General features: G+C 64.8%; 19 protein-coding genes. 11 read left to right on the forward strand and 8 right to left on the reverse strand.

Annotation, left to right across the window (positions count from 1 at the left end):
* Positions 1–43 precede the first annotated feature (43 nt).
* Positions 44–1,297 carry a tyrosine--tRNA ligase gene (gene tyrS / locus QX070_RS14970; protein WP_315737800.1) on the reverse strand — a complete coding sequence of 418 codons (1,254 nt, stop codon included), beginning with the start codon at positions 1,295–1,297 and terminating at the stop codon, positions 44–46.
* A gap of 193 nt (positions 1,298–1,490) precedes the next feature.
* Here tyrS and QX070_RS14975 point away from each other — a divergent pair, with 193 nt between their 5' ends.
* Positions 1,491–2,594 (forward strand): anhydro-N-acetylmuramic acid kinase, encoded by a 1,104-nt coding sequence (locus QX070_RS14975; RefSeq protein WP_315737801.1) that lies wholly within the window; start codon positions 1,491–1,493, stop codon positions 2,592–2,594.
* Between the two features lie 81 nt (positions 2,595–2,675).
* The gene (locus QX070_RS14980; protein ID WP_315737802.1) at positions 2,676–3,353 is read left to right on the forward strand and encodes a glutathione S-transferase family protein; all 678 of its coding nucleotides are present in this window, start codon (positions 2,676–2,678) and stop codon (positions 3,351–3,353) included.
* Positions 3,354–3,680: 327 nt separating this feature from the next.
* Here QX070_RS14980 and QX070_RS14985 read toward each other — a convergent pair whose 3' ends face one another.
* Both QX070_RS14985 and QX070_RS14990 read right to left on the reverse strand, forming a co-directional pair.
* Positions 3,681–4,328, reverse strand: a complete 648-nt coding sequence (locus QX070_RS14985) for an alpha/beta hydrolase (protein WP_008971476.1) — start codon at positions 4,326–4,328, stop codon at positions 3,681–3,683.
* A gap of 318 nt (positions 4,329–4,646) precedes the next feature.
* A complete protein-coding gene (locus tag QX070_RS14990) occupies positions 4,647–5,438 on the reverse strand; it encodes a LytTR family DNA-binding domain-containing protein (protein WP_315737803.1) in 792 nt (263 codons plus the stop codon).
* A gap of 172 nt (positions 5,439–5,610) precedes the next feature.
* Here QX070_RS14990 and QX070_RS14995 point away from each other — a divergent pair, with 172 nt between their 5' ends.
* The 8 genes from QX070_RS14995 (at position 5,611) to QX070_RS15030 (ending at position 13,301) form a co-directional block, all read left to right on the forward strand.
* The gene (locus QX070_RS14995) at positions 5,611–6,774 is read left to right on the forward strand and encodes a cysteine desulfurase family protein (RefSeq protein ID WP_315737804.1); all 1,164 of its coding nucleotides are present in this window, start codon (positions 5,611–5,613) and stop codon (positions 6,772–6,774) included.
* Between the two features lie 84 nt (positions 6,775–6,858).
* Positions 6,859–8,355: a Fe-S cluster assembly protein SufB gene (gene sufB / locus QX070_RS15000; RefSeq protein ID WP_315737805.1), complete on the forward strand. Its 1,497-nt coding sequence runs from the start codon at positions 6,859–6,861 to the stop codon at positions 8,353–8,355.
* A 113-nt stretch (positions 8,356–8,468) separates the two neighbouring features.
* Positions 8,469–9,221 (forward strand): Fe-S cluster assembly ATPase SufC, encoded by a 753-nt coding sequence (gene sufC, locus QX070_RS15005; RefSeq protein ID WP_315712154.1) that lies wholly within the window; start codon positions 8,469–8,471, stop codon positions 9,219–9,221.
* 22 nt (positions 9,222–9,243) lie between these two features.
* A complete protein-coding gene (gene sufD / locus QX070_RS15010) occupies positions 9,244–10,557 on the forward strand; it encodes a Fe-S cluster assembly protein SufD (RefSeq protein WP_315737806.1) in 1,314 nt (437 codons plus the stop codon).
* Positions 10,554–11,801 (forward strand): cysteine desulfurase, encoded by a 1,248-nt coding sequence (locus QX070_RS15015; protein WP_315737807.1) that lies wholly within the window; start codon positions 10,554–10,556, stop codon positions 11,799–11,801. Before sufD ends, QX070_RS15015 begins: the two co-directional genes overlap by 4 nt.
* A complete protein-coding gene (locus QX070_RS15020; protein WP_315737808.1) occupies positions 11,798–12,169 on the forward strand; it encodes an SUF system Fe-S cluster assembly protein in 372 nt (123 codons plus the stop codon). Before QX070_RS15015 ends, QX070_RS15020 begins: the two co-directional genes overlap by 4 nt.
* A gap of 61 nt (positions 12,170–12,230) precedes the next feature.
* On the forward strand, positions 12,231–12,632 hold the full coding sequence (locus tag QX070_RS15025) for an iron-sulfur cluster assembly accessory protein (RefSeq protein ID WP_315737809.1): 402 nt from the start codon (positions 12,231–12,233) through the stop codon (positions 12,630–12,632).
* 117 nt (positions 12,633–12,749) lie between these two features.
* Positions 12,750–13,301: a TfoX/Sxy family protein gene (locus QX070_RS15030; protein WP_315737810.1), complete on the forward strand. Its 552-nt coding sequence runs from the start codon at positions 12,750–12,752 to the stop codon at positions 13,299–13,301.
* Between the two features lie 33 nt (positions 13,302–13,334).
* On the opposite strand, the gene QX070_RS15035 is transcribed toward QX070_RS15030, so the two are convergent.
* Positions 13,335–14,402, reverse strand: a complete 1,068-nt coding sequence (locus tag QX070_RS15035; RefSeq protein ID WP_315737811.1) for a diguanylate cyclase — start codon at positions 14,400–14,402, stop codon at positions 13,335–13,337.
* Positions 14,403–14,751: 349 nt separating this feature from the next.
* Positions 14,752–16,212, reverse strand: coding sequence for a DEAD/DEAH box helicase (locus QX070_RS15040; RefSeq protein WP_315737812.1), 1,461 nt, complete (start codon positions 16,210–16,212; stop codon positions 14,752–14,754).
* Positions 16,213–16,696: 484 nt separating this feature from the next.
* On the opposite strand from QX070_RS15040, the gene QX070_RS15045 reads away from it, so the two are divergent.
* Positions 16,697–18,196, forward strand: coding sequence for a caspase domain-containing protein (locus QX070_RS15045; RefSeq protein ID WP_409999170.1), 1,500 nt, complete (start codon positions 16,697–16,699; stop codon positions 18,194–18,196).
* 8 nt (positions 18,197–18,204) lie between these two features.
* Here QX070_RS15045 and QX070_RS15050 read toward each other — a convergent pair whose 3' ends face one another.
* The 3 genes from QX070_RS15050 to QX070_RS15060 form a co-directional block, all read right to left on the reverse strand.
* A complete protein-coding gene (locus QX070_RS15050) occupies positions 18,205–18,972 on the reverse strand; it encodes a glucose 1-dehydrogenase (protein WP_315737814.1) in 768 nt (255 codons plus the stop codon).
* A gap of 28 nt (positions 18,973–19,000) precedes the next feature.
* On the reverse strand, positions 19,001–19,186 hold the full coding sequence (locus tag QX070_RS15055) for a hypothetical protein (RefSeq protein ID WP_315712631.1): 186 nt from the start codon (positions 19,184–19,186) through the stop codon (positions 19,001–19,003).
* A gap of 202 nt (positions 19,187–19,388) precedes the next feature.
* On the reverse strand, positions 19,389–20,162 hold the full coding sequence (locus tag QX070_RS15060) for a porin family protein (RefSeq protein ID WP_315737815.1): 774 nt from the start codon (positions 20,160–20,162) through the stop codon (positions 19,389–19,391).
* Positions 20,163–20,297: the final 135 nt, after the last annotated feature.

Genomic DNA, 20,297 nt, shown 5'->3' on the forward strand with positions numbered 1-20,297 from the left:
CGCCTTTCGGCCTTCCCTGACAAGCAGGCAAAAACGAATGCGGCTATGCAGGCTTGACCAGCACGTGGCGCTTCTTGCCCAGCGACAGCTTGATCACGCCCTCGCTGGTCAGTGCAGCCGGCGTCAGCGCCATCTTCTCGTCGGTGACCGCAACGTCGTTGACGCGCAGGCCACCGCCCTTGATCTGCCGCCGCGCCTCGCCGTTGGAGCCGACGAGGCCGGCCTTGACGAAGGCGTTGAGCACGCCAAGGCCAGCGTCGAGCTCGGCCTGCGGCACCTCGACCGTCGGCAGGTTCTCGGCGATGGCGCCTTCCTCGAAGGTGCGGCGGGCGGTCTCGGCAGCGGTGCGCGCCGCCTCTTCGCCATGCAGCAAGGTGGTGGCCGCATCGGCCAGTGCCTTCTTGGCCTCGTTGATCTCGGCGCCCTGCAGTGCAGCGAGCTTCTCGATTTCGGACAGCGGCAGCGTGGTGAACAGCTTGAGGAACTTGACGACGTCGGCGTCCTCGGTGTTGCGCCAGTACTGCCAGAAATCATACGGGCTGCACTGGTCGGCATTGAGCCAGATCGCGCCCTGCGCGGTCTTGCCCATCTTGGCGCCGGACGCGGTGGTCAAGAGCGGCGTGGTCAGCGCGAACAGCTGCTCGGTGCCCATGCGGCGGCCGAGCTCGACGCCGTTGACGATATTGCCCCACTGATCGGAGCCCCCCATCTGCAGCCGGCAGCCGGTGCGCCGCGCCAGCTCGACGAAGTCGTAGGCCTGGCAGACCATGTAGTTGAACTCGATGAAGCTCATCTCCTGCTCGCGCTCGAGCCGCAGCTTGACCGAGTCCATGGTCAGCATGCGGTTGACCGAGAAGTGCCGGCCGATGTCGCGCAGCATCTCGATCCATTTCAGCTGCGTCAGCCATTCGGCATTGTCGAGCATGATGGCGTCGGTGGCGCCATCGCCGTAGCGCAGCACCTTGGCAAACACGCCGCGGATCGACGCCTTGTTGGCCTCGATCTCCTCGACCGTGCGCATCGCGCGGGTCTCGTCCTTGCCGGAGGGATCGCCGACCATCGTCGTACCGCCGCCCATCAGGGTGATCGGCTTGTTCCCGGTCTGCTGCAGCCAGTACAGCATCATCATGGTCAGGAAGTTGCCGATGTGCAGCGAGCGTGCGGTGCAGTCGTAGCCGACATAGGCGGTCGCCTGGCCCTTGGCGGCGAGGGCATCCAGCCCCTCGAAATCCGAGCACTGATGAATGAACCCGCGGCTCTGCAGCACGTTCAGGAAATCAGACTTGAAGCCAGTCATTGTCGGCGACTCTGAGCATTTGTTTACGGTATTGACCGCTTGTCGCGGGGACGTGCGGGAGGCACATGCCACGGATACGGGCGTTGTGGCATTATAAGATGCGCCGGGCTTGTACAAGCATGTGCACGGCCTGGGCGGGACCTCAAATCGGCCGTACTTGGCAAGCAGGGCAGGGTTTTTAGGTTCGACTGCAATGATTCTGACCGCACTTGGCCTCATGAGTGGCACCTCGCTCGACGGGGTGGACGTGGCCCTGATCGAGACCGATGGGCGGCAGATCAAGAGCCTCGGTCCCTCGGGCTACCGGGCCTATAGCGCCGCGGAGCGCAGCCTGCTGCGCGAGGCGCTCGCCGATGCGGTGCAGATCGAGCGGCGCGATGCGCGCCCCGGACGGGTGCGCGACGCCGAGCGCGTCGTGACGGTGGCGCATGCCGAGGCGGTCGCCGCGTTCCTGGCGCAGCACCGGCTCAAGCCCGAGGACATCGATATCATCGGCTTTCATGGCCAGACCGTGCTGCACCGCCCCGAACGCCGCCTGACCGTGCAGATCGGCGACGCGGCCGCGCTCGCCAAGTCCGTCCATATCCCGGTGATGCACGATTTCCGCGCTGCCGACGTCGATTTCGGCGGGCAGGGCGCGCCGTTCGTGCCGGTCTATCACCGCGCCCTGGCGCAATCGCTGTCGCGCGCGGGGCCGATCGCCGTCGTCAATATCGGCGGCGTCTCCAACATCACCTATATCGACGGCGACGACGTGCTGATCGCCTGCGACACCGGTCCCGGTAATGCGCTGCTCGACGACTTCATGCACCGGACCACGGGACAGGCATTCGATCAGGATGGCCGCGTGGCGGAGCAGGGCAACCCGGACGAGGCCTGGATCACCAGCGCGCTGGAAATGCCCTTTTTCGCGCTGCCGCCGCCGAAATCTCTCGACCGCAACGATTTTGCCGCGCTGAAGCTGGGTGATGTGAAGCCGGCGGACGGGGCCGCGACCCTGACGGCGTTCACGGCCGCAGCGATTGCCCGCATCATCCCGCTGCTGCCGAAGCCGCCGGCGAGCTGGATCGTCTGCGGCGGCGGCGCCCGCAACCATACCATGATGCGGATGTTGCGCGAGCGTGTCGCGCCGGCGAGCGTCGAATCGGCCGATGCGCTGGGCTGGTCGGCGGACGCGATCGAGGCCCAGGCGTTTGGCTTTCTGGCGGTCCGCGGCATGAAGGGCCTGCCGCTGAGCTATCCCACCACCACAGGCGTGCCGTTTCCGATGACCGGCGGGGTGATTGCGCGCCCTTGATTCATGCAATTGCATGAATCTTGACAGTTCGATGCGTATGCATCTAGTTTGATGCATCTGCATCAAACTGCCGAGGATGTCATGGCGCCTGTCCTGAAGCTGATCAGCCACAAGCTCTGCCCCTATGTGCAACGCGCCGTCATTGCGCTCACCGAGAAGGGCGTCGCATTCGAGCGGATCGACATCGATCTCGCCAACAAGCCCGACTGGTTCTTGAAGATCTCGCCGCTCGGCAAGGTGCCGGTGCTGGTGGTGCCCTTAGGCCAGGGCGAGGTGGCGCTGTTCGAGAGCAACGTGATCTGCGAGTACATCGAGGACACGCAGCCGGCTGTGAGGCTGCATCCCGAGGACGCGCTGGTCCGCGCGCAGCATCGGGCCTGGATGGAGTTCGGCTCTGCGATCCTCGGCGATCTCTGGGGCCTGGAGACGACGCAGGATGCCGCATTGTTCGCCGCCAAGCGCGAGGCGTTGACGGCGAAGTTTGCTCGCGTCGAGGATGCGCTGGGCGAGGGGCCGTATTTTGCCGGCGCGCGTTTCAGCCTGGTCGACGCCGTGTTCGCGCCGATCTTCCGCTACTTCGATGTGTTCGATGCGTACGGTGATCTCGGCATCTTTGCGTCCACGCCGAAAGTTCGGGCGTGGCGCGATCAACTCGCGCAGCGGCCGAGCGTGAGGACGGCGGTCAGCGCCGACTATCCGCAGCTACTGCGCGCGTTCCTCGCGCGGCACGATGCGTATTTGTTGAAGCAGGCGGCGTAGAGAGGCACGACGTTGTCATGGAAGGTGCCGGCTCCACTCACAGCGTCATCGTCCGCGCAGGCGGACGATCAAGTATTCCGAGACGCCGGTGACGAACTGAGAAGCCGCGGCGCACTGGATCACCCGCCTGCGGACGATGACGGCGGAGGATGTGGCGGCAGTTCGTAGTTCGTAGGGTGGGCAAAGCCGCAGGCGTGCCCACCATCGTCTCCGAGCCGTCAAATGAAGATGGTGGGCACGGCGCGTTGCGACCATCCGCGTTGACGGAGTGTCGGACGCGCCTTTGCCCACCCTACAGACCGAGGGCTTTGCAACGACGCGCCGACCTCACCTCACATTGGCGAGGCGCATGTCGAGATAGGCGGTGATGGTTTCCATCAGCGGCTCGAGCTTGCCGTCGAAGAAGTGGTTGGCGCCGGGGATGACCTGCTGGTCGATCACGATGCCCTTCTGCGTCTTCAGCTTCTCGACCAGCGTATTGACGTCCTTGGGCGGCACCACCGCGTCGCGCTCGCCATGCACGATCAGCCCGGAGGACGGGCAGGGCGCCAGGAACGAGAAGTCGTAGAGATTGGCGGGCGGCGCGATCGAGATGAAGCCCTCGACCTCCGGGCGGCGCATCAAAAGCTGCATGCCGATCCAGGCGCCGAACGAGAAGCCGGCGACCCAGCAGGCGCGTGCCTCGGGGTTGATGGTCTGCGCCCAATCGAGCGCGGACGCCGCATCCGACAGCTCGCCGGTGCCGTGGTCGAACGAGCCCTGGCTGCGGCCGACGCCGCGGAAATTGAAGCGCAGCACCGAGAATCCGCGATGCGCGAAGGCATAGTAGCACTGGTACACGATCTGATGGTTCATCGTGCCGTGGAACTGCGGATGCGGATGCAGGATCATCGCGATCGGCGCGTTCTTCTGCTTCGCCGGATGGTAACGGCCTTCGAGGCGGCCGGCCGGACCGTTGAAGATGACTTCAGGCATCAGAGAATCCTTGGCAGAGCGTCGACCGACTTCGTCCGAGCTTCATCTGGCGCCTCGCCGACGAATTCCGCAGGACAAGTGGTGATCGAGCGCCATCCGTTCGCTTGGACGGAGCAGCGCTGGCGTGACTGGAAGTTGGCCTTCTAGCATGGAGCGCGGGGCAAAAAGCAAGGATTTTCAACGCCCGGCAAGGCGGCTGCGGCAGGGATACAGACCGGGCCGCCGATACAGCGGCGGGGCGAAGCGGCCGCGGAACGTCATCCGAATGCGCCTGCAATTCTATGAAAATACTGACGTTTTCGTCTGCAGCCCGGCCGTTCAGCGCAGCGACGCCGTCTGCTCCAGCTGCGCAACGGCGCTGCGATAGCGGCGGCTGCCCTGCACGGATTGTCCGTTGTCGAAGGTCAGGCCGAAATCGCCCGTTGGCAGGACCGAAAGCGCGGCGACCCGGGCCATGTTGACCAGCCGGCCGCGGTGGATGCGGACGAGCGCGAAGCGGGCGAGCTCGGCCTCGGCGGCCGACAAGGTGCCGCGGATGAGATGCCGCCTGCCGTCGGCCATGGCATATTCAACGTAGTTGCCGGCCGCGGCCACCCACAGGATGTCGGCCGGCGAGATGCGGATGCGACTCGCGCCGTCGCGCAGCCAGAGCGTGGCGGGGGCAGGAGGCTCGGATCGCCGTGTCGGCTCTCGGACAGCGCTCGCGCGATAGCCGTCGTGCAGCCAGAGCGTGCCACCGATGAGCAGCGCCGTCATGACGTCCTTGCGGAACTCGTACACGATGGTGGCAAGGGAGAGCTGGAAGTCGTACGCGCCGCCCGCGGTCCACATCAGCAGCTTGCGCAGCGTCACCATGCCGATCATGTGAAGCGCAGAGAAGGCGACGATGGCGGCGACGGCGAGCGCGATATGACGTGCCATGGCGGCCGGGCCCAGCCGGATGGAACGAACGGTGGCGACCGGCAGCGGCGCCAGCAGGATGATGACGACAATGCTCGTCATTTCCCACAGCAACTGCTTTTCCAGATCATAGGCCGCGCCCCGCCTGACGGCATCGTGAGCGGCGGAAAGGGCGTTGACGACGCCGATGCTGAGCGAGAGCCCGGCCATGATCGCGTAGAAGGTACGATCATTCGGACGCAGCATCGAGCCGACAAGCTTGTTCATGGAACCGGACCCGCTATCTCAATCTCGCGCCTGACGATATCACGCTGGCCGTCGCGCACCATCATGGCGCGGGCGAGCGATGGTCGTTCGTGCCCCGAGTTGATAAGAACGAGCCATGGCCGACAGGATCTATCTCGACTGGAATGCGACGACCCCGCTGCGACCGCAAGCGCGCGCGGCGATTCTCGCCGCCATGGATCTGGTCGGCAATCCCTCGTCGGTTCACGCCGAAGGCCGCAAGGCGCGGCGGCTGACCGAGGAGGCCCGCGAGGTGATCGCCCGGGGGCTCGGCACCGTCGCGCGCCGCGTGGTGTTCACCTCGGGCGGAACCGAGGCCAATGTGCTCGCTTTGAGCCCAGGCCTGCGCGCGCCGGCCGGCCCGGTCGAGCGGCTGCTGGTGTCTGCGGTCGAGCATGCCTCGGTGCTGGCCGGCGGCCGGTTCGCGCCATCAGCGGTGCAGACGATCCCGGTCGACTCCTCCGGCGTGGTCGATCTCGGCCGCCTGGAAGCCCTGCTGGCCGGCGGGCCGCCGGCGCTGGTCTCCGTCATGGCCGCCAACAACGAGACCGGGGTGCTTCAACCGGTTTCGAAAGTCGCCGAGATGGTGCGCCAGGCGGGCGGCGTGCTGCACGTCGATTCGATCCAGGCATTCGGGAAAGTACCCCTCGATATCAAGCAGATGGGCGCGGGCCTTGTGACCATCTCTGCGCACAAGATCGGCGGACCCAAGGGCGTCGGCGCGCTGGTCCTGGGCGCCGGCGTGGAGGAGCCGATTCCGGTTCTCCGCGGTGGCGGCCAGGAGCGCGGTCGCCGGGCTGGAACCGAAAACGTGGCCGGAATTGCCGGATTTGGCGCCGCGGCTGGCGCTGCCCTGGCTTCGCGCGAGGTGGACCTGACCCGGATCACGGCGCTGCGCGACCGGCTGGAAGCGGGCCTTCGTCAGACCGCTGGCGTGACGGTATTTTCGTCCGAAGCGGCGCGGCTTCCGAACACGACGCTGTTTACCGCACCGGGGCTCAAGGCCGAGACGGCCGTGATCGGGTTCGATCTCGAAGGGATCGCGGTGTCTTCCGGCTCGGCGTGCTCGTCCGGCAAGGTCCAGCCGTCCCACGTGCTGGAAGCGATGGGCGCCAGTTCCGCAGCGGCCCAGGGAGCGGTGCGCCTCAGTCTCGGCTGGTCCACCACGGAGGCGGAGGTCGATCGTTGCGTCCAGGCTTGGCGAAAGCTGTCGTTGACCCTACTTAAAGGAGGCGACGAAACCGTGCTTGAGCGATTCTAAGGGCGTGATTTCGTCGACGAAACGTCGTAAGACGGTTCCAGAACGTGTCCACCGCGGTCCTTGAAACCGCGAGCGGAGGATGGAATGCCAGCCGTACAAGAGACGGTCGACCGCGTCAGGCGGATCGACGTCGACCAATATCGCTATGGGTTCGAGACTGTCATCGAATCCGAGAAGGCTCCGAAGGGGCTTTCCGAAGACACCGTCCGCTTCATCTCGGGCAAGAAGAACGAGCCCGCCTGGATGCTCGAATGGCGCCTCGAGGCCTATCGGCGCTGGCTGACCATGACCGAGCCGACTTGGGCGCGCGTCGACTATCCCAAGATCGATTTCCAGGATCTCTACTACTACTCGGCGCCGAAGCCGAAGAAGCAGCTCTCCTCGATCGACGAGATCGATCCTGAGATCCTGAAGACCTATGAGAAGCTCGGCATTCCCCTGCGCGAGGTTGCGATCCTCGAAGGCGTCGAGCCGGTGCCCGGTGCCGGCAGCCCCGAGACGCGCAAGATCGCGGTCGATGCCGTGTTCGATTCGGTGTCGGTCGCGACCACGTTCAAGGAGGAGCTGAGGAAGGCCGGCGTGATCTTCATGCCGATCTCGGAAGCCATCCGCGAGCATCCCGAGCTGGTGCAGAAATATCTCGGCAGCGTGGTGCCGACCTCGGACAATTTCTATGCGACGCTGAATTCGGCGGTGTTCTCCGACGGTTCGTTCGTCTACGTGCCGCCGGGCGTGCGCTGCCCGATGGAGCTGTCGACCTACTTCCGCATCAACGAGCGCAACACCGGCCAGTTCGAGCGCACGCTGATCATCGCCGACAAGGGCGCCTACGTTTCCTATCTCGAAGGCTGCACCGCGCCGCAGCGCGACGAGAACCAGCTGCACGCGGCCGTGGTCGAGCTGGTCGCGCACGATGACGCCGAGATCAAGTACTCGACGGTGCAAAACTGGTATCCGGGCAATTCGGAAGGCAAGGGCGGCATCTATAATTTTGTCACCAAGCGTGGCGACTGCCGCGGCGACAATTCCAAGATCTCCTGGACCCAGGTCGAGACGGGATCGGCGATCACCTGGAAATATCCGAGCTGCATCCTGCGCGGCGACAATTCCCGTGGTGAATTCTATTCGATCGCGATCTCGAACGGCTATCAGCAGGTCGATAGCGGCACCAAGATGATCCATCTCGGCAAGAACACGACCAGCCGGATCATCTCCAAGGGCATCGCCGCAGGCCGCTCGCAGAACACCTATCGCGGCCTGGTGACGGCGCATCGCAAGGCGTCCAACGCGCGCAACTTCACCGCCTGCGATTCGCTGCTGATCGGCGACAAGTGCGGCGCGCACACCGTGCCCTATATCGAGGCCAAGAATTCCTCGGCCACTTTCGAGCACGAGGCGACGACGTCCAAGATCTCCGAGGACGTGCTGTTCTACTGCGTCCAGCGCGGCCTTTCGCAGGAGGAGGCGGTCGGCCTTGTCGTCAACGGCTTTGTCAAGGACGTGCTGCAGCAGCTGCCGATGGAGTTCGCGGTCGAGGCGCAGAAGCTGATCTCGATCAGCCTCGAAGGATCGGTCGGCTAAGGCCACATGGGAGCGGGTCCGCGGCGCGGCCCGCTCTTGCTGACATCAACATCATCCGCCCTCGGACCCGATCGATCGGTTGCTCCAGGGCAAGCGTTGAGCGGAAACATATTATGGCACTACTCGAAATCAACAACCTGCAGGTCCGCGTCGAGGAGCGCGAGATTCTCCACGGCCTGACGCTTTCGATCGACGCCGGCAAGGTGCACGCCATCATGGGGCCGAACGGCTCCGGCAAGTCGACGCTCTCCCATGTCATCGCCGGCAAGCCGGGCTATGAGGTCACCGGCGGCGAGATCCTGTTCAAGGGCGAGGATCTCCTGGCGATGGCGCCGGACGAGCGCGCCGCCAAGGGCGTGTTCCTGGCGTTCCAGTATCCGGTCGAGATCCCCGGCGTCGCCACCATGACGTTCTTGCGCACCGCGCTGAATGCGCAGCGCAAGGCGCGCGGCGAGGAGGAGTATTCGACGCCGGACTTCCTCAGGAAGGTGCGCGAGATCTCGAAATCGCTCAGCATTCCGCAGGACATGCTCAAGCGCGGCGTCAATGTCGGCTTTTCCGGCGGCGAGAAGAAGCGCAACGAGGTGCTGCAGATGGCGCTATTCCAGCCGTCGCTGTGCATCCTCGACGAGATGGATTCCGGCCTCGACATCGATGCGCTGCGCATTGCCGCCGACGGCGTCAACGCGCTGCGCTCGCCGGAGCGCTCGATGATCGTGATCACCCACTATCAGCGGCTGCTGAACTACATCGTGCCCGACGTCGTTCACGTGATGTCGAAGGGCCGCGTCGTGAAGAGCGGCGGCAAGGAGCTCGCGCTGGAGCTCGAGGCGTCCGGTTACGCCCAGTTCGAAGACGCGGCCTGATCGCTGCGTGAATGGATCTGTGATGAACGTAGCTTTGGTCAAGAACGACAGCGGTCCGGCGGCGAGCAGCTTGCTCTCTGCCGCTTTGGGCCGTCTGCCCGGCATCGGCAAGGTGGCTGATATCCGGCGCGAAGCCTTCGCGGCTTTCGAGCGCACCGGCCTGCCGCACCGTCGTATCGAGGAATGGAAGTACACCGATCTTCGTGTGCTGATGCGCGAGGTGCTGCCGCTGGCAGGCGCGCCGGACGCGGCGGCGCTGGCGCGGGCCAAAGCCGTGCTGGCTTCTGTTGCCGTCGACGGTGCTCGGAAGCTGGTGCTGGTCGACGGCGTGTTCGTGGCGGAGCTCTCGGATATTTCGGCCTCCGAGGATGGTGTCAAGGTTCACACGCTGCGCGAGGCGCTGCAGAGCGCCGGCAGCGAGCGGCTGCTGGAAACGACCGTCAACGATGCCATGGTCATCTTGAACGGGGCGCTTGCGACCGATGGTGTCCTGATCTCCGTGGCGGATGGTGCAAAGCTCTCGAACCCGCTGCAGATCATTCACATCGCGACAGCATCGCAAGCATCGCGTGCCAGCCGCTCGCATCTTTCGGTAGGGAACGGCGCGCAGGCGACTTTGATCGAAAGCGCGATCGCAGCCGATGGTGCCTCAGGCTATCAGGCCAATGACGCCGTGGTCGTCTCCCTCGGTGATGACGCTGCGCTGTCCACCATTCGCCTGATGCGCGATGCCAGGGACGCCGTTAGCATCACGTCAGCCAAGTACGAGGTCGGTGCGCGGTCGAAACTCAATCTCTTCAACATGACAACAGGCGGCGCCGTCAGTCGTCTGCAGGGCTTCATTACTCTCAAGGGCGAAGGCAGTGAGCTCATCGTCAACGGTGTCAACCTGCTGCGCGACAAGCAGCATGGCGACATGACCCTGGTTGTCGACCACGCGGTGCCCGGCTGCACCAGCCGCGAGAACTTCCGCGCCGTGCTCGACGATCGTGCCCACTCGGTATTCCAGGGCCGGATCATCGTGCGCCCCGACGCGCAGCAGACCGACGGCAAGATGATGACGCGGGCGCTGCTGCTGTCCGACGAGGCCGAGGCCGACAGCAAGCCGGAGCTCGAGATCTTCGCCGACGACGTCTCCTGCGGCCACGGCGCCACTGCCGGCGCGCTCGACGAAAGCCTGCTGTTCTATCTGCGCGCCCGCGGCCTGCCCGAGAAGCAGGCGCAGGCGCTGCTGATCCAGGCCTTCGTCGGTGAGGCGATCGAGGCGATCGAGGATGATGGCCTGCGCGAGCGCGTCATCGCCGCCGCCCAGGACTGGATGGAGGCGCGCGCATGAGCACGCATCCCGCTGTCTCAAACGGCTCCTACGACGTCGCCCGCATCCGCGAAGATTTTCCGGCGCTGGCGCTGCAGGTCTACGGCAAGCCGCTCGTCTATCTCGACAATGCGGCGTCGGCGCAGAAGCCGCGCGCCGTGCTCGACCGCATGACGCAGGCCTACACCAGCGAATACGCCAACGTGCATCGCGGCCTGCATTATCTCGCCAATGCCGCGACCGAAGCTTATGAGGGCGGCCGCGAGCGTGTCACGCGCTTCCTCAACGCGCGGCGCAGTGAAGAGATCATCTTCACCCGCAACGCGACCGAGGCGATCAACCTCGTCGCATCCTCCTGGGGCGGACCGAACATCGGTGAAGGCGACGAGATCGTGCTCTCGATCATGGAGCACCATTCCAACATCGTGCCGTGGCACTTCTTGCGCGAGCGCCAGGGCGCCGTGATCAAGTGGGCTCCGGTCGACGATGACGGCAACTTCCTGATCGACGAGTTCGAGAAGCTGCTGACGGACAGGACCAAGCTGGTCGCGATCACGCAGATGTCGAACATGCTCGGCACGCTGGTCCCGGTGAAAGAGGTCGTGCGCATTGCGCATGCGCGCGGCATCCCTGTGCTGGTCGACGGCAGCCAGGCCGCCGTGCACCTCGCAATCGATGTCCAGGACATCGATTGCGACTTCTATGTCTTCACCGGCCACAAGCTGTACGGGCCGACCGGCATCGGCGTGCTCTACGCCAAGTACGACCACCTCGTTGCCATGCGCCCCTACAATGGCGGCGGTGAGATGATCCGCGAGGTCGCGCGCGACTGGGTCACTTATGGCGATCCGCCGCACAAATTCGAGGCCGGCACCCCGATGATCGTCGAGGCGGTCGGGCTGGGCGCGGCGATCGATTACGTCAATTCGGTCGGCAAGGAGCGCATCGCCGCGCATGAGCACGACCTGCTCACCTATGCCCAGGATCGGCTGCGCGAGATCAATTCGCTGCGGTTGATCGGCACCGCCAAGGGCAAGGGCCCGGTCATCTCGTTCGAGATGAAGGGCGCGCACGCGCACGACATCGCGACCGTGATCGATCGCCAGGGCGTCGCGGTGCGCGCGGGCACGCACTGCGTGATGCCGCTTTTGGAGAGATTCAACGTCACGGCGACCTGCAGGGCCTCGTTTGGCATGTACAATACGAGGGAAGAGGTCGATCAGCTTGCACAGGCATTGATCAAGGCGCGGGAATTGTTTGCATGACCGACACGGCCGACGTCAAAACTCAGACTGTCGAAACCCATTCGGCGCTGCCGCCGGAGGAGACCGAGCGGCTCTCCACCGAGATCATCGCGGCGCTGAAGACGGTGTTCGATCCGGAGATCCCGGCCGACATCTACGAACTCGGCCTGATCTACAAGGTCGACATCAAGGACGATCGCAGCGTCGACGTCCTGATGACGTTGACGACGCCGAACTGCCCGGCGGCCGGCGAGTTGCCGACCATGGTGGAAAACGCGATCGCCAGCGTTCCTGGGGTCGGCGTGGTCAATGTGAGCATCGTCTGGGAGCCGCAATGGACGCCGGACCGGATGAGCGACGAGGCCCGGCTCGTCCTGAACATGTGGTGAGACGAGCGGGCACGAAGTTTGAATAGTAAGGGCGGATCACATACCCCGCCGGGATGACGCCATGACCAGCACGACGAATTCGACAGCGCCTGTTGCCAAGCCCAAGCCGCGGCCCCGTCCGCAGGTGATGCGGCTCACCGATGCGGCGGCCAGGCGCATCCGTGAGCTCACTGATCGCGCCGAGTCCGAGATCATCGGATTGCGTGTCGGTGTCAAGAATGGCGGCTGCGCCGGTCAGTCCTACACGGTCGAATATGCCCATGATATCCGGCCGACCGACGAGGTCGTCGAGGACAAGGGCGTCAAGATCCTGGTCGATCCCAAGGCCGTGCTGTTCCTGCTCGGCACCGAGATGGACTATCAGGCCGACAAGATGCAGGCGCAGTTCGTGTTCAACAATCCGAACCAGATCAGCGCGTGCGGCTGCGGCGAGTCGGTTCAGCTCAAGCCGGCCGAGGTCTGATCGTCCGCTTTCAGCCAGGGCGGCACCGGAGCTGTCGCGTTCCGGACATTGACACGCGCCACCCTCTCGACCGAAAACTCCAGGCGAGCAACTGGGGCGTTGGCGAGAGCTGGTGCGATGGACCGCGAATTCCTGATCGATCTGTTCGCCGGTTTCGGTCCGGTCACAATCCGGCGGATGTTCTCCGGCTTCGGCATCTCCGCCGACGGCATCAACTTCGCGCTTGCGCTGCGCAGCGGCCTTTATCTCCGTGCTGATGAAACCAGCTTTGCCAGGTTCGAGGAGGCCGGATCCAAGCCGTTCTCCTACGAGACCCGCGCGCGGACCATGACGGTGCGCTCGTATTGGCAAGTGCCGGCGCATCTGTTCGACGACTCCGACGAGTTCGCGATATGGGCCAGAGATGCGTTTGCAGCGGCGCAAAGAGCGGCCCTGAGCAAGCAGACCAGGAAGCGGGCGGCATCTCGCCGCGGGCGCGAGCAGGGGCCGGCACGTGGTGGGGTGCAGCCCGGTGCGACCAAGCCAGCGGCGAAAACGGCCAAGCCGGCCAAGACGCGGAAGGTCGCCAAGACGATCCGCAAAGCGCCCGCGGCAGGTCGCAAGACGCGCAGTGCGACAGCAGCGTCGGGCCGACAGAAATCCCGCACGCCATCATCGCGGACGCGTTGATGCTGCTGCCGGCCAACGCCGGCACCGTCGCAGTCAGGCCACCCGACCTCGCGTCGTCGTCGCGTATTCGGGATCGTTCTCGCACACCACCTTGTTGCGCCCGTTGCGTTTGGCGGCATAGAGGCAGGCGTCGGCGCGTTCGATCAGCGTATCGGTATCGTCGCCGGCCCGCAGCAGCGACACGCCGACCGAGATCGTCACACGTCCCAGGATCTCCCCGGTCGACTTCTTCTTCAGCTCCTTCGCCGTCACGGCGCGGCGGATGTGATCGGCGACTGTCAGCGCGTGCTGCAGCGAGGTGTTCGGCAGCACGACGGCGAATTCCTCGCCGCCGTAGCGCGCCGCGATGTCCTGCCCCTTGATGGCGTGCTTCAGGGTCATCCCGACCAGGCGCAGCACCTGGTCTCCGGTGAGATGTCCGTAGGAATCGTTGAAGGACTTGAAATGGTCGATGTCGAACATCAGCAGCGACAGCGGCTGTTGGGTCGCGAGCCCCGATTGCACCGTCGTTTCGATCATTCGGTCGAAATATTTGCGATTGCCGAGGCCGGTGAGCGGATCGGTCAGGCTCTCGGCCCGGATCACCTCCAGGCTATGCTGTAGCCCGCTGATCTCGTCCTTCGACAGCGTCAGCCGCTCTTCGAGGATCCGGTTGGTCTCGCGCATCTGTCTGGTCGAATCGGTGAGCGCCTCGATGATGTCCACCAATTGCTCGCGGCTGGTCGCCGACGCGAGCCGCTGATCGGCGCCCGCGAGGCTCGCATCGTAGCTCGCCGTTCTGCCGAGAGCATCGGTGAGCATGTTCACCAGGTCGTCGATCTCGCCGACGACGCGCGCGCCGACCTTGTCGATGCGATCCGACGTCTTGAGCTGCGCGAGGTAGGAGTCGTAGAGTTGATCGAGATCGGACTGCGACAGCTTGCCGTTGCGCGACAGCGTCTCGTTGATGATCTCGTTCAGCGGTGCGTTGTAGCCCGTCGCGTAGACGTACCAGACCTCGTAATTGCGCGGATTGGCCGAATGGCGAAGCGTTCTGATCTGGCTGAGCGCGACTTCGGCGAAGCCTATCGTGCGTTCGTGTTCGTCAAGCGCATTGACCACCACAGGTTCTCCCCAATCGCCCGCGTCGCCGTCGTCACAGCAATGAAATAAACAATGCCGGCCAAGCTAAAGGACGTTTGTGAACCAGGGGTAAATACGGCCGTAGAGTCCCGGATACGCCCAAGCCACGCATACGGGAACGTCACCTCATATGTTCAATAAGCTACATAGGACGCTTCTGGGAACTTGCTGAAGCGGGCTGGAGCTGTTCGCTCGGGTGTGCGCCTCGCTGATAGCTCCAGCGCTGTCGTCGACTTAGGTCTCATGTCCGACGGAAGCGGCAGCTGATCTTTTTGCGGACGCGACGTTCCGGGCGACCACATTTGGAACAGCCCGGAATCTTGCTTGCTCAGGGAAGCGGTGCCCTCACCGGGCGAAGCAGGAACGCCGGCAGATGTGAGTGATCAGCGGGCTCGTTGTCGAGGTCGCGCCGCGGCCGCCGCGCTTCATTGCGAGGCTGTTCGTTACGAGGCTGTTCCTTGCGAGCGCTCGGCGCGGCAGGCCGAGGAGAATTTGCCTGTGCGGCGCGCGGCGCTGCCGCCCGCGGCTCACGCTCGCGCGGGGCTGCATCACGCTCGCGAGGGGCCGCATCGCGCTCCCGCGCCTTGCCGCGGCTGCCGCGACGCGCGGCGTCACGCGGACGGCGCTCACGCGTGTCCTCGTCGCCCGAGGATTCCTGCACCTCGTAGTCGCCCTCGATCGTCGGAATGCCCTGTCCGATCAGCTTCTCGATGGCAACCATCGACTTCTGGTCGGCCGGGGCCACGATCGAGATTGCGGTGCCGGTCCGTCCGGCACGGCCGGTGCGGCCGATGCGGTGAACGTAGTCGTCGGAATGATGCGGCACGTCGAAATTGAAGACGTGGCTGACTTCCGGAATGTCGAGGCCGCGTGCGGCGACGTCGGAGGCGACGAGCAAGGGCAGTTCGCCCTTGCGGAATTGATCGAGCGCGGCCGTGCGGGCCGACTGGTCCATGTCGCCGTGCAGGGCGCCAACACTGAAGCCGTGCTTCTGCAGCGACTTGTGAACGATGGCGACGTCGCGCTTGCGGTTGCAGAAGATGATCGCGTTGTTGAGATCCTTGGCGTTCCGCAACAGCCTGCGCAGCACCTCGCGCTTCTGATGCGCCTCGCGTCCGGATGGGACCTGCAACTGGGTCACGGTGACGGCGGTCGTGGCCGGCTTGGAGACCTCGACCTTCTGCGGGTTGTGCAGGAAGGTTTCGGTGATGCGCCGGATCTCCGGCGGCATGGTTGCTGTGAAGAACAGCGTCTGGCGGGTGAAGGGGACGAGCTTGCAGATGCGCTCGATGTCCGGGATGAAGCCCATGTCGAGCATGCGATCGGCTTCGTCGATGACCAGGAGCTCGACCCCGGTGAGCAGCAATCCGCCGCGCTCGGTATGGTCGAGCAGGCGGCCCGGCGTGGCGATGAGGACGTCGACCCCGCGGGTCAGCTTGGCGTCCTGGTCGCCGAAGGAGACGCCGCCGATGAGGAGCGCGACATTGAGCTTCTGCCCGGCGCCATAGCGATCGAAATTCTCCTTGACCTGGGCGGCCAGCTCGCGGGTCGGCTCCAGGATCAGGGTGCGCGGCATTCGTGCGCGGGCGCGGCCCTTCTCGAGGATCGTGAGCATCGGCAGGACGAACGCGGCGGTCTTGCCGGTGCCGGTCTGGGCGATGCCGAGCACATCGCGGCGCGCCAGGACGTGAGGAATCGCTTGTTCCTGAATGGGCGTGGGGGTGGTGTAACCGGTGGCCGCAACTGCAGCCAACACCTTGTCGGACAAGCCGAGATTGGAAAAAGACATCGAGCCTCTATGTCACGCGCCGATAGGCACGGGGCCTCTATTCGACGCCGCCGTTAGGAATCGAGGGGTAAAAGGCTGTGGTCGCGCTCAACCCCGAAACGGCATGCTCTAAGGAAGCTGGGGGTTTTCTGACTAACGCCGACCCGCGGTCAATCTCTCAGGAATCGGATGCGATCCGGCCGCGCTGCTGCGGAAGATAGGGGCGAATCCTGCAAAGTCAATGGAAGAGGGGAACGAAGTACCGAAAAAGCTTAATGTTTTTGCATTATTTGCGGGCAACCTGTCGTCGAGCTGTCGTATTCGGCTGCTCCGAAGCTCTGGCCGGCCGCTGGCGGAAAGCGCTCTGGTCGAATTGTCGACGGAATTGCGGCGTGTGTTCGGCAGGGAGTTGGAGCGGCCCGCGGGCGCCTCGGAGATGAACCGGTGGCGGCGTGCCGCCGACTATCGATGGCGGCAGCCCACGCAATGAAGGCAGGGACGGACGATGAGATCGATGCGGACGTGGCTGGCGTGCGGACTGGCGATGTTGGCGGTGGTTCTGGCGCCGGCCGCCGCGCATGCCGAGAAGCGTGTTGCGCTCGTGATCGGCAACAACGACTACCGCTACGTTCCGAAGCTGCAGAAGGCCGTCAACGACGCGCGCACGATGGGCGACACGCTGAAACAGCTCGGCTTCAATGTCATGGTCGCGGAGAATCTCAGTCGCCAGCAGTTCAGCCAGACACTGCTGGCGTTCGACAATGCCGTCGAGCCGGGCGACACCGCGTTCTTCTTCTATGCCGGCCACGGCTTCGAGATCGCGGGCCAGAACTTCCTGTTGCCGACCGACGTGCCGGCGGCGACCGAAGGGCAGGAGGAGCTGGTGCGCGACGCCTCGATCCTCGCGGACCGCGTCATCGAGCGGCTGCAGAACAAGAAGGCGCGCACCTCGATCCTGGTGTTCGACGCCTGCCGCAACAATCCGTTCGAGCGCTCGGGCACCCGCGCGGTGGCGGGCGGGGGTGGCCTGGCCCCGATGACGCAGTTGCCCGAAGGCGTATTCTCGGTGTTCTCGGCCGGTCCGCGCCAGACCGCGCTCGATCGGCTCTCCAACGATGACGCCAATCCGAACTCGGTGTTCACGCGCACCTTCGCCAAGGAGCTGACGCAGCCCGGCGTCAATCTGGTGCAGGTCGCACAGCGCACCCGCCGTCTGGTCAGCGAACTCGCCGAGACCGTGCGGCACAAGCAGATTCCGGTCTATTTCGACCAGATGGTCGACGATGTGTTTCTCAACGGCATGGCGAAGGGCCCGGCCGCGGCCGACAAGCCGGCCGAGCCGCAGCCGAAGCTCGCGGCGCTGCCTCCCGTCTCTGCGCCACGCATCCCTCCGGCGAACGAAAGCTTGAACGCGCCGATCGCGATGTTCTCGCGCCACAATGGCGGCTGGACCGTCACGTTCTCGATCGCCGATCCGACGCTCGGTATTTCCTGGCGCATGGGTGAGGCAGGGGACTTTCGCGAGACCGGCTTCATGGACGTGCTCGATCCGCGCACGCGCAAGCGCATGCCCAATCCCTCGATCCAGCTGTCGGCGGATGCGCCCGCGGGCACCATCCAGGTCCGCTATGTCGATGCATCCGGCGAGATGCAGGGACCGTTCCCGATCCGCTTCGAGCCGGAGGCCGCGCTGGTGCGTGACCAGCGCAAGATCCTCGACATGACGGCGACGAGCTGGCTGTCGTTCCGCGAGTTCAACGGTCTCCTGGTCTACTACACGCACCTGATGTCGTATCGCTGCGCGATCCGCGAGGTCCGCATCGGCATCGACACGGCCGTGCCGGACAAGGTCCTGAACATGCCCGGCTGCGACATGCGCGATCCCATTGCGATTCCATCCAACGCCACGCCCTATTTGAAATTGCCGCCGGCGACGAAGTTCGTCTCGGTGGAGTTGACCTATCGCGACGGCAGCGTCTCCGAGATCAAGAGCTTTCGACGTTGAGGCCTCGGCTACGCCATGATCGAATAGCCGCCGTCGACGGGAATGGCTGTGCCGGTGACGAAGTCCGAGGCCGATGAGCTCAGAAACGTGGCGATGCCGGCGAAGTCGTCGATGTCGCCCCACCGTGCCGCGGGCGTGCGCGCCAGCACGCGGTCGTGCAGGCCGTCGATCTGGCTGCGCGCCGCGCGCGTCAGGTCGGTGTCGATCCAGCCCGGCAATATCGCGTTCACCTGGATGTTGTCGGGCGCCCAGGCGCAGGCACAGGCGCGCGTGTACTGCACGATTCCGCCTTTGCTGGCTGCATAGGCCGGCGCGAAGCTGGCGCCGAAGATCGACAGCATCGAGCCGATGTTGATGATCTTGCCGCCGCCGTTCGCCTTGAGGGCCGGGTAGGCGGCCTTCGAGCACAGGAAGGCGCTGGTGAGATTGGTGTCGATCACCTCCTGCCACTCCTCCAGCTCGAGCACGTGCGGCGGCTTGCGGATGCTCATGCCGGCATTGTTGATGAGGATGTCGATGCGACCGAGCTCGCCGGTCACGCGCGCGACCATGGCGGTGACGTCGTCCTTGTTGCCGACGTCGGCCGTGACGGCGATGGCGTTGACGCCGCGCGCCGCCAGATCGGCAACTGCCGCCTGCGACTTGGCTTCGTTGCGGCCGACCACGGCGATGTCAGCGCCGGCATCGGCAAGCCCGCGTGCCATCCCCAGGCCAATTCCGCCGTTGCCGCCCGTCACGATCGCAACCTTGCCCCTCAGGTCGAAACGGCCCGCCATGCAGTGTCTCCATTGTTGTGGTCAGAGATCAGCAGGTGCCCTGCCAGATCATCACCAGGCCGAGCGCACCCATGCCGACGCCGTAGCCTGCCCACTGCAGCTGGTTGATCATGAAGCTCGTCCGCGGCCATGCCACCACCCCGGTGCCCTGACCGACCCAGAGCAGGCCGATGGCGAGCAGAAGCAGGCCGCCGATCATCAGGAATTTCCGCATGGCCACTTCCTCCCTCATCGACCGCGTCACAGCATCGGAAACGCTGCTGCCGTCTTTTTTGTGAAGTTTTGTGACGAGGAGGCTAGCGGCCGGCGCGGCAGATGACCAGCGGCTCCAGCCGCCAATATCCGAGCCGAAAACAAAAAGCCCCGGATCAACCGGGGCTTTTCGCAGGATTATCGAAAGACCGAGTGCGTTCGGCTCAGTACTTGACGACCGGGCCGGTCCAGTTGAAGCGGTAGACTAGCGAAGTGCTGATGGTCTGCACCCACGGCTTGAAGCTGACCGAGTCTGTCGTCACGAGATTGCCGACGTCGGTACGGACCGCGATGTCCTTCCGGTCGTAGTAGGCAGCGCGATATTCGGTCTTCATGAACCAGCCCGGCGCCGAGATGCCGAAGATGTTCAGGTTGTTCTCGACGCCGCCGCCGACGAACCAGCCATTGCGGTTGAACGAGTCGGTGTGGAAGCCGGACGCCGCGCCGGTGAGGGTGGTCAGGCCGGTGCCCGACCAGTGCGAACCAGAGTAGCCGGCGTTGACGTAGGACAGCACGTTCGGCGCAACCAGGTAGCCGACGCGAGCGCCAGCGGCCCAGGCGGTTTCCATCTTGATCCGGCCGGTCAGGGCAGCGAACTGATCCTGCACGGTGCCACGCAGGCTGCCGAACTGGCCGTCAGCGAACACACCGAAGACCCAGGTCGGGTTGAACTGCCAGTCATAGCCCGCGCCGACGGTGCCGAACCAGCCGTCGCCGCCGACGCGCTGATCGATCGTCACCGGCACGCCGTTGAAGTTGGTGTGCGAGTCTGCATCCCAGATGCCGCCGCCGGCACCACCGAAGATGTAGAAGCCGGTCCAGCTCGGCGCCACCGGCATCATCGGAGCCTTCACATAGGGGCGAGCCGCCAGATCAGCAGCCGAAGCGGCACCCGTGATCGCAACCAGCGCAGTGGCAGCAAGCAAAAGCTTTTTCATATTCAATTCCCCAAGATCGTCATGTCGCAGGTGCCGGGTTGCGGCGGCGATTCCCTCGCCAGATGTGCCCGAACTATAGCCGATTGGTGCCCAAAAGCTGTTGCCGGTTGACCACACCGGAGGGGAAAGTGCGGT

Origin of the sequence: Bradyrhizobium sp. SZCCHNR1093 (assembly GCF_032381175.1) — a bacterium.
GTDB lineage: Bacteria > Pseudomonadota > Alphaproteobacteria > Rhizobiales > Xanthobacteraceae > Bradyrhizobium.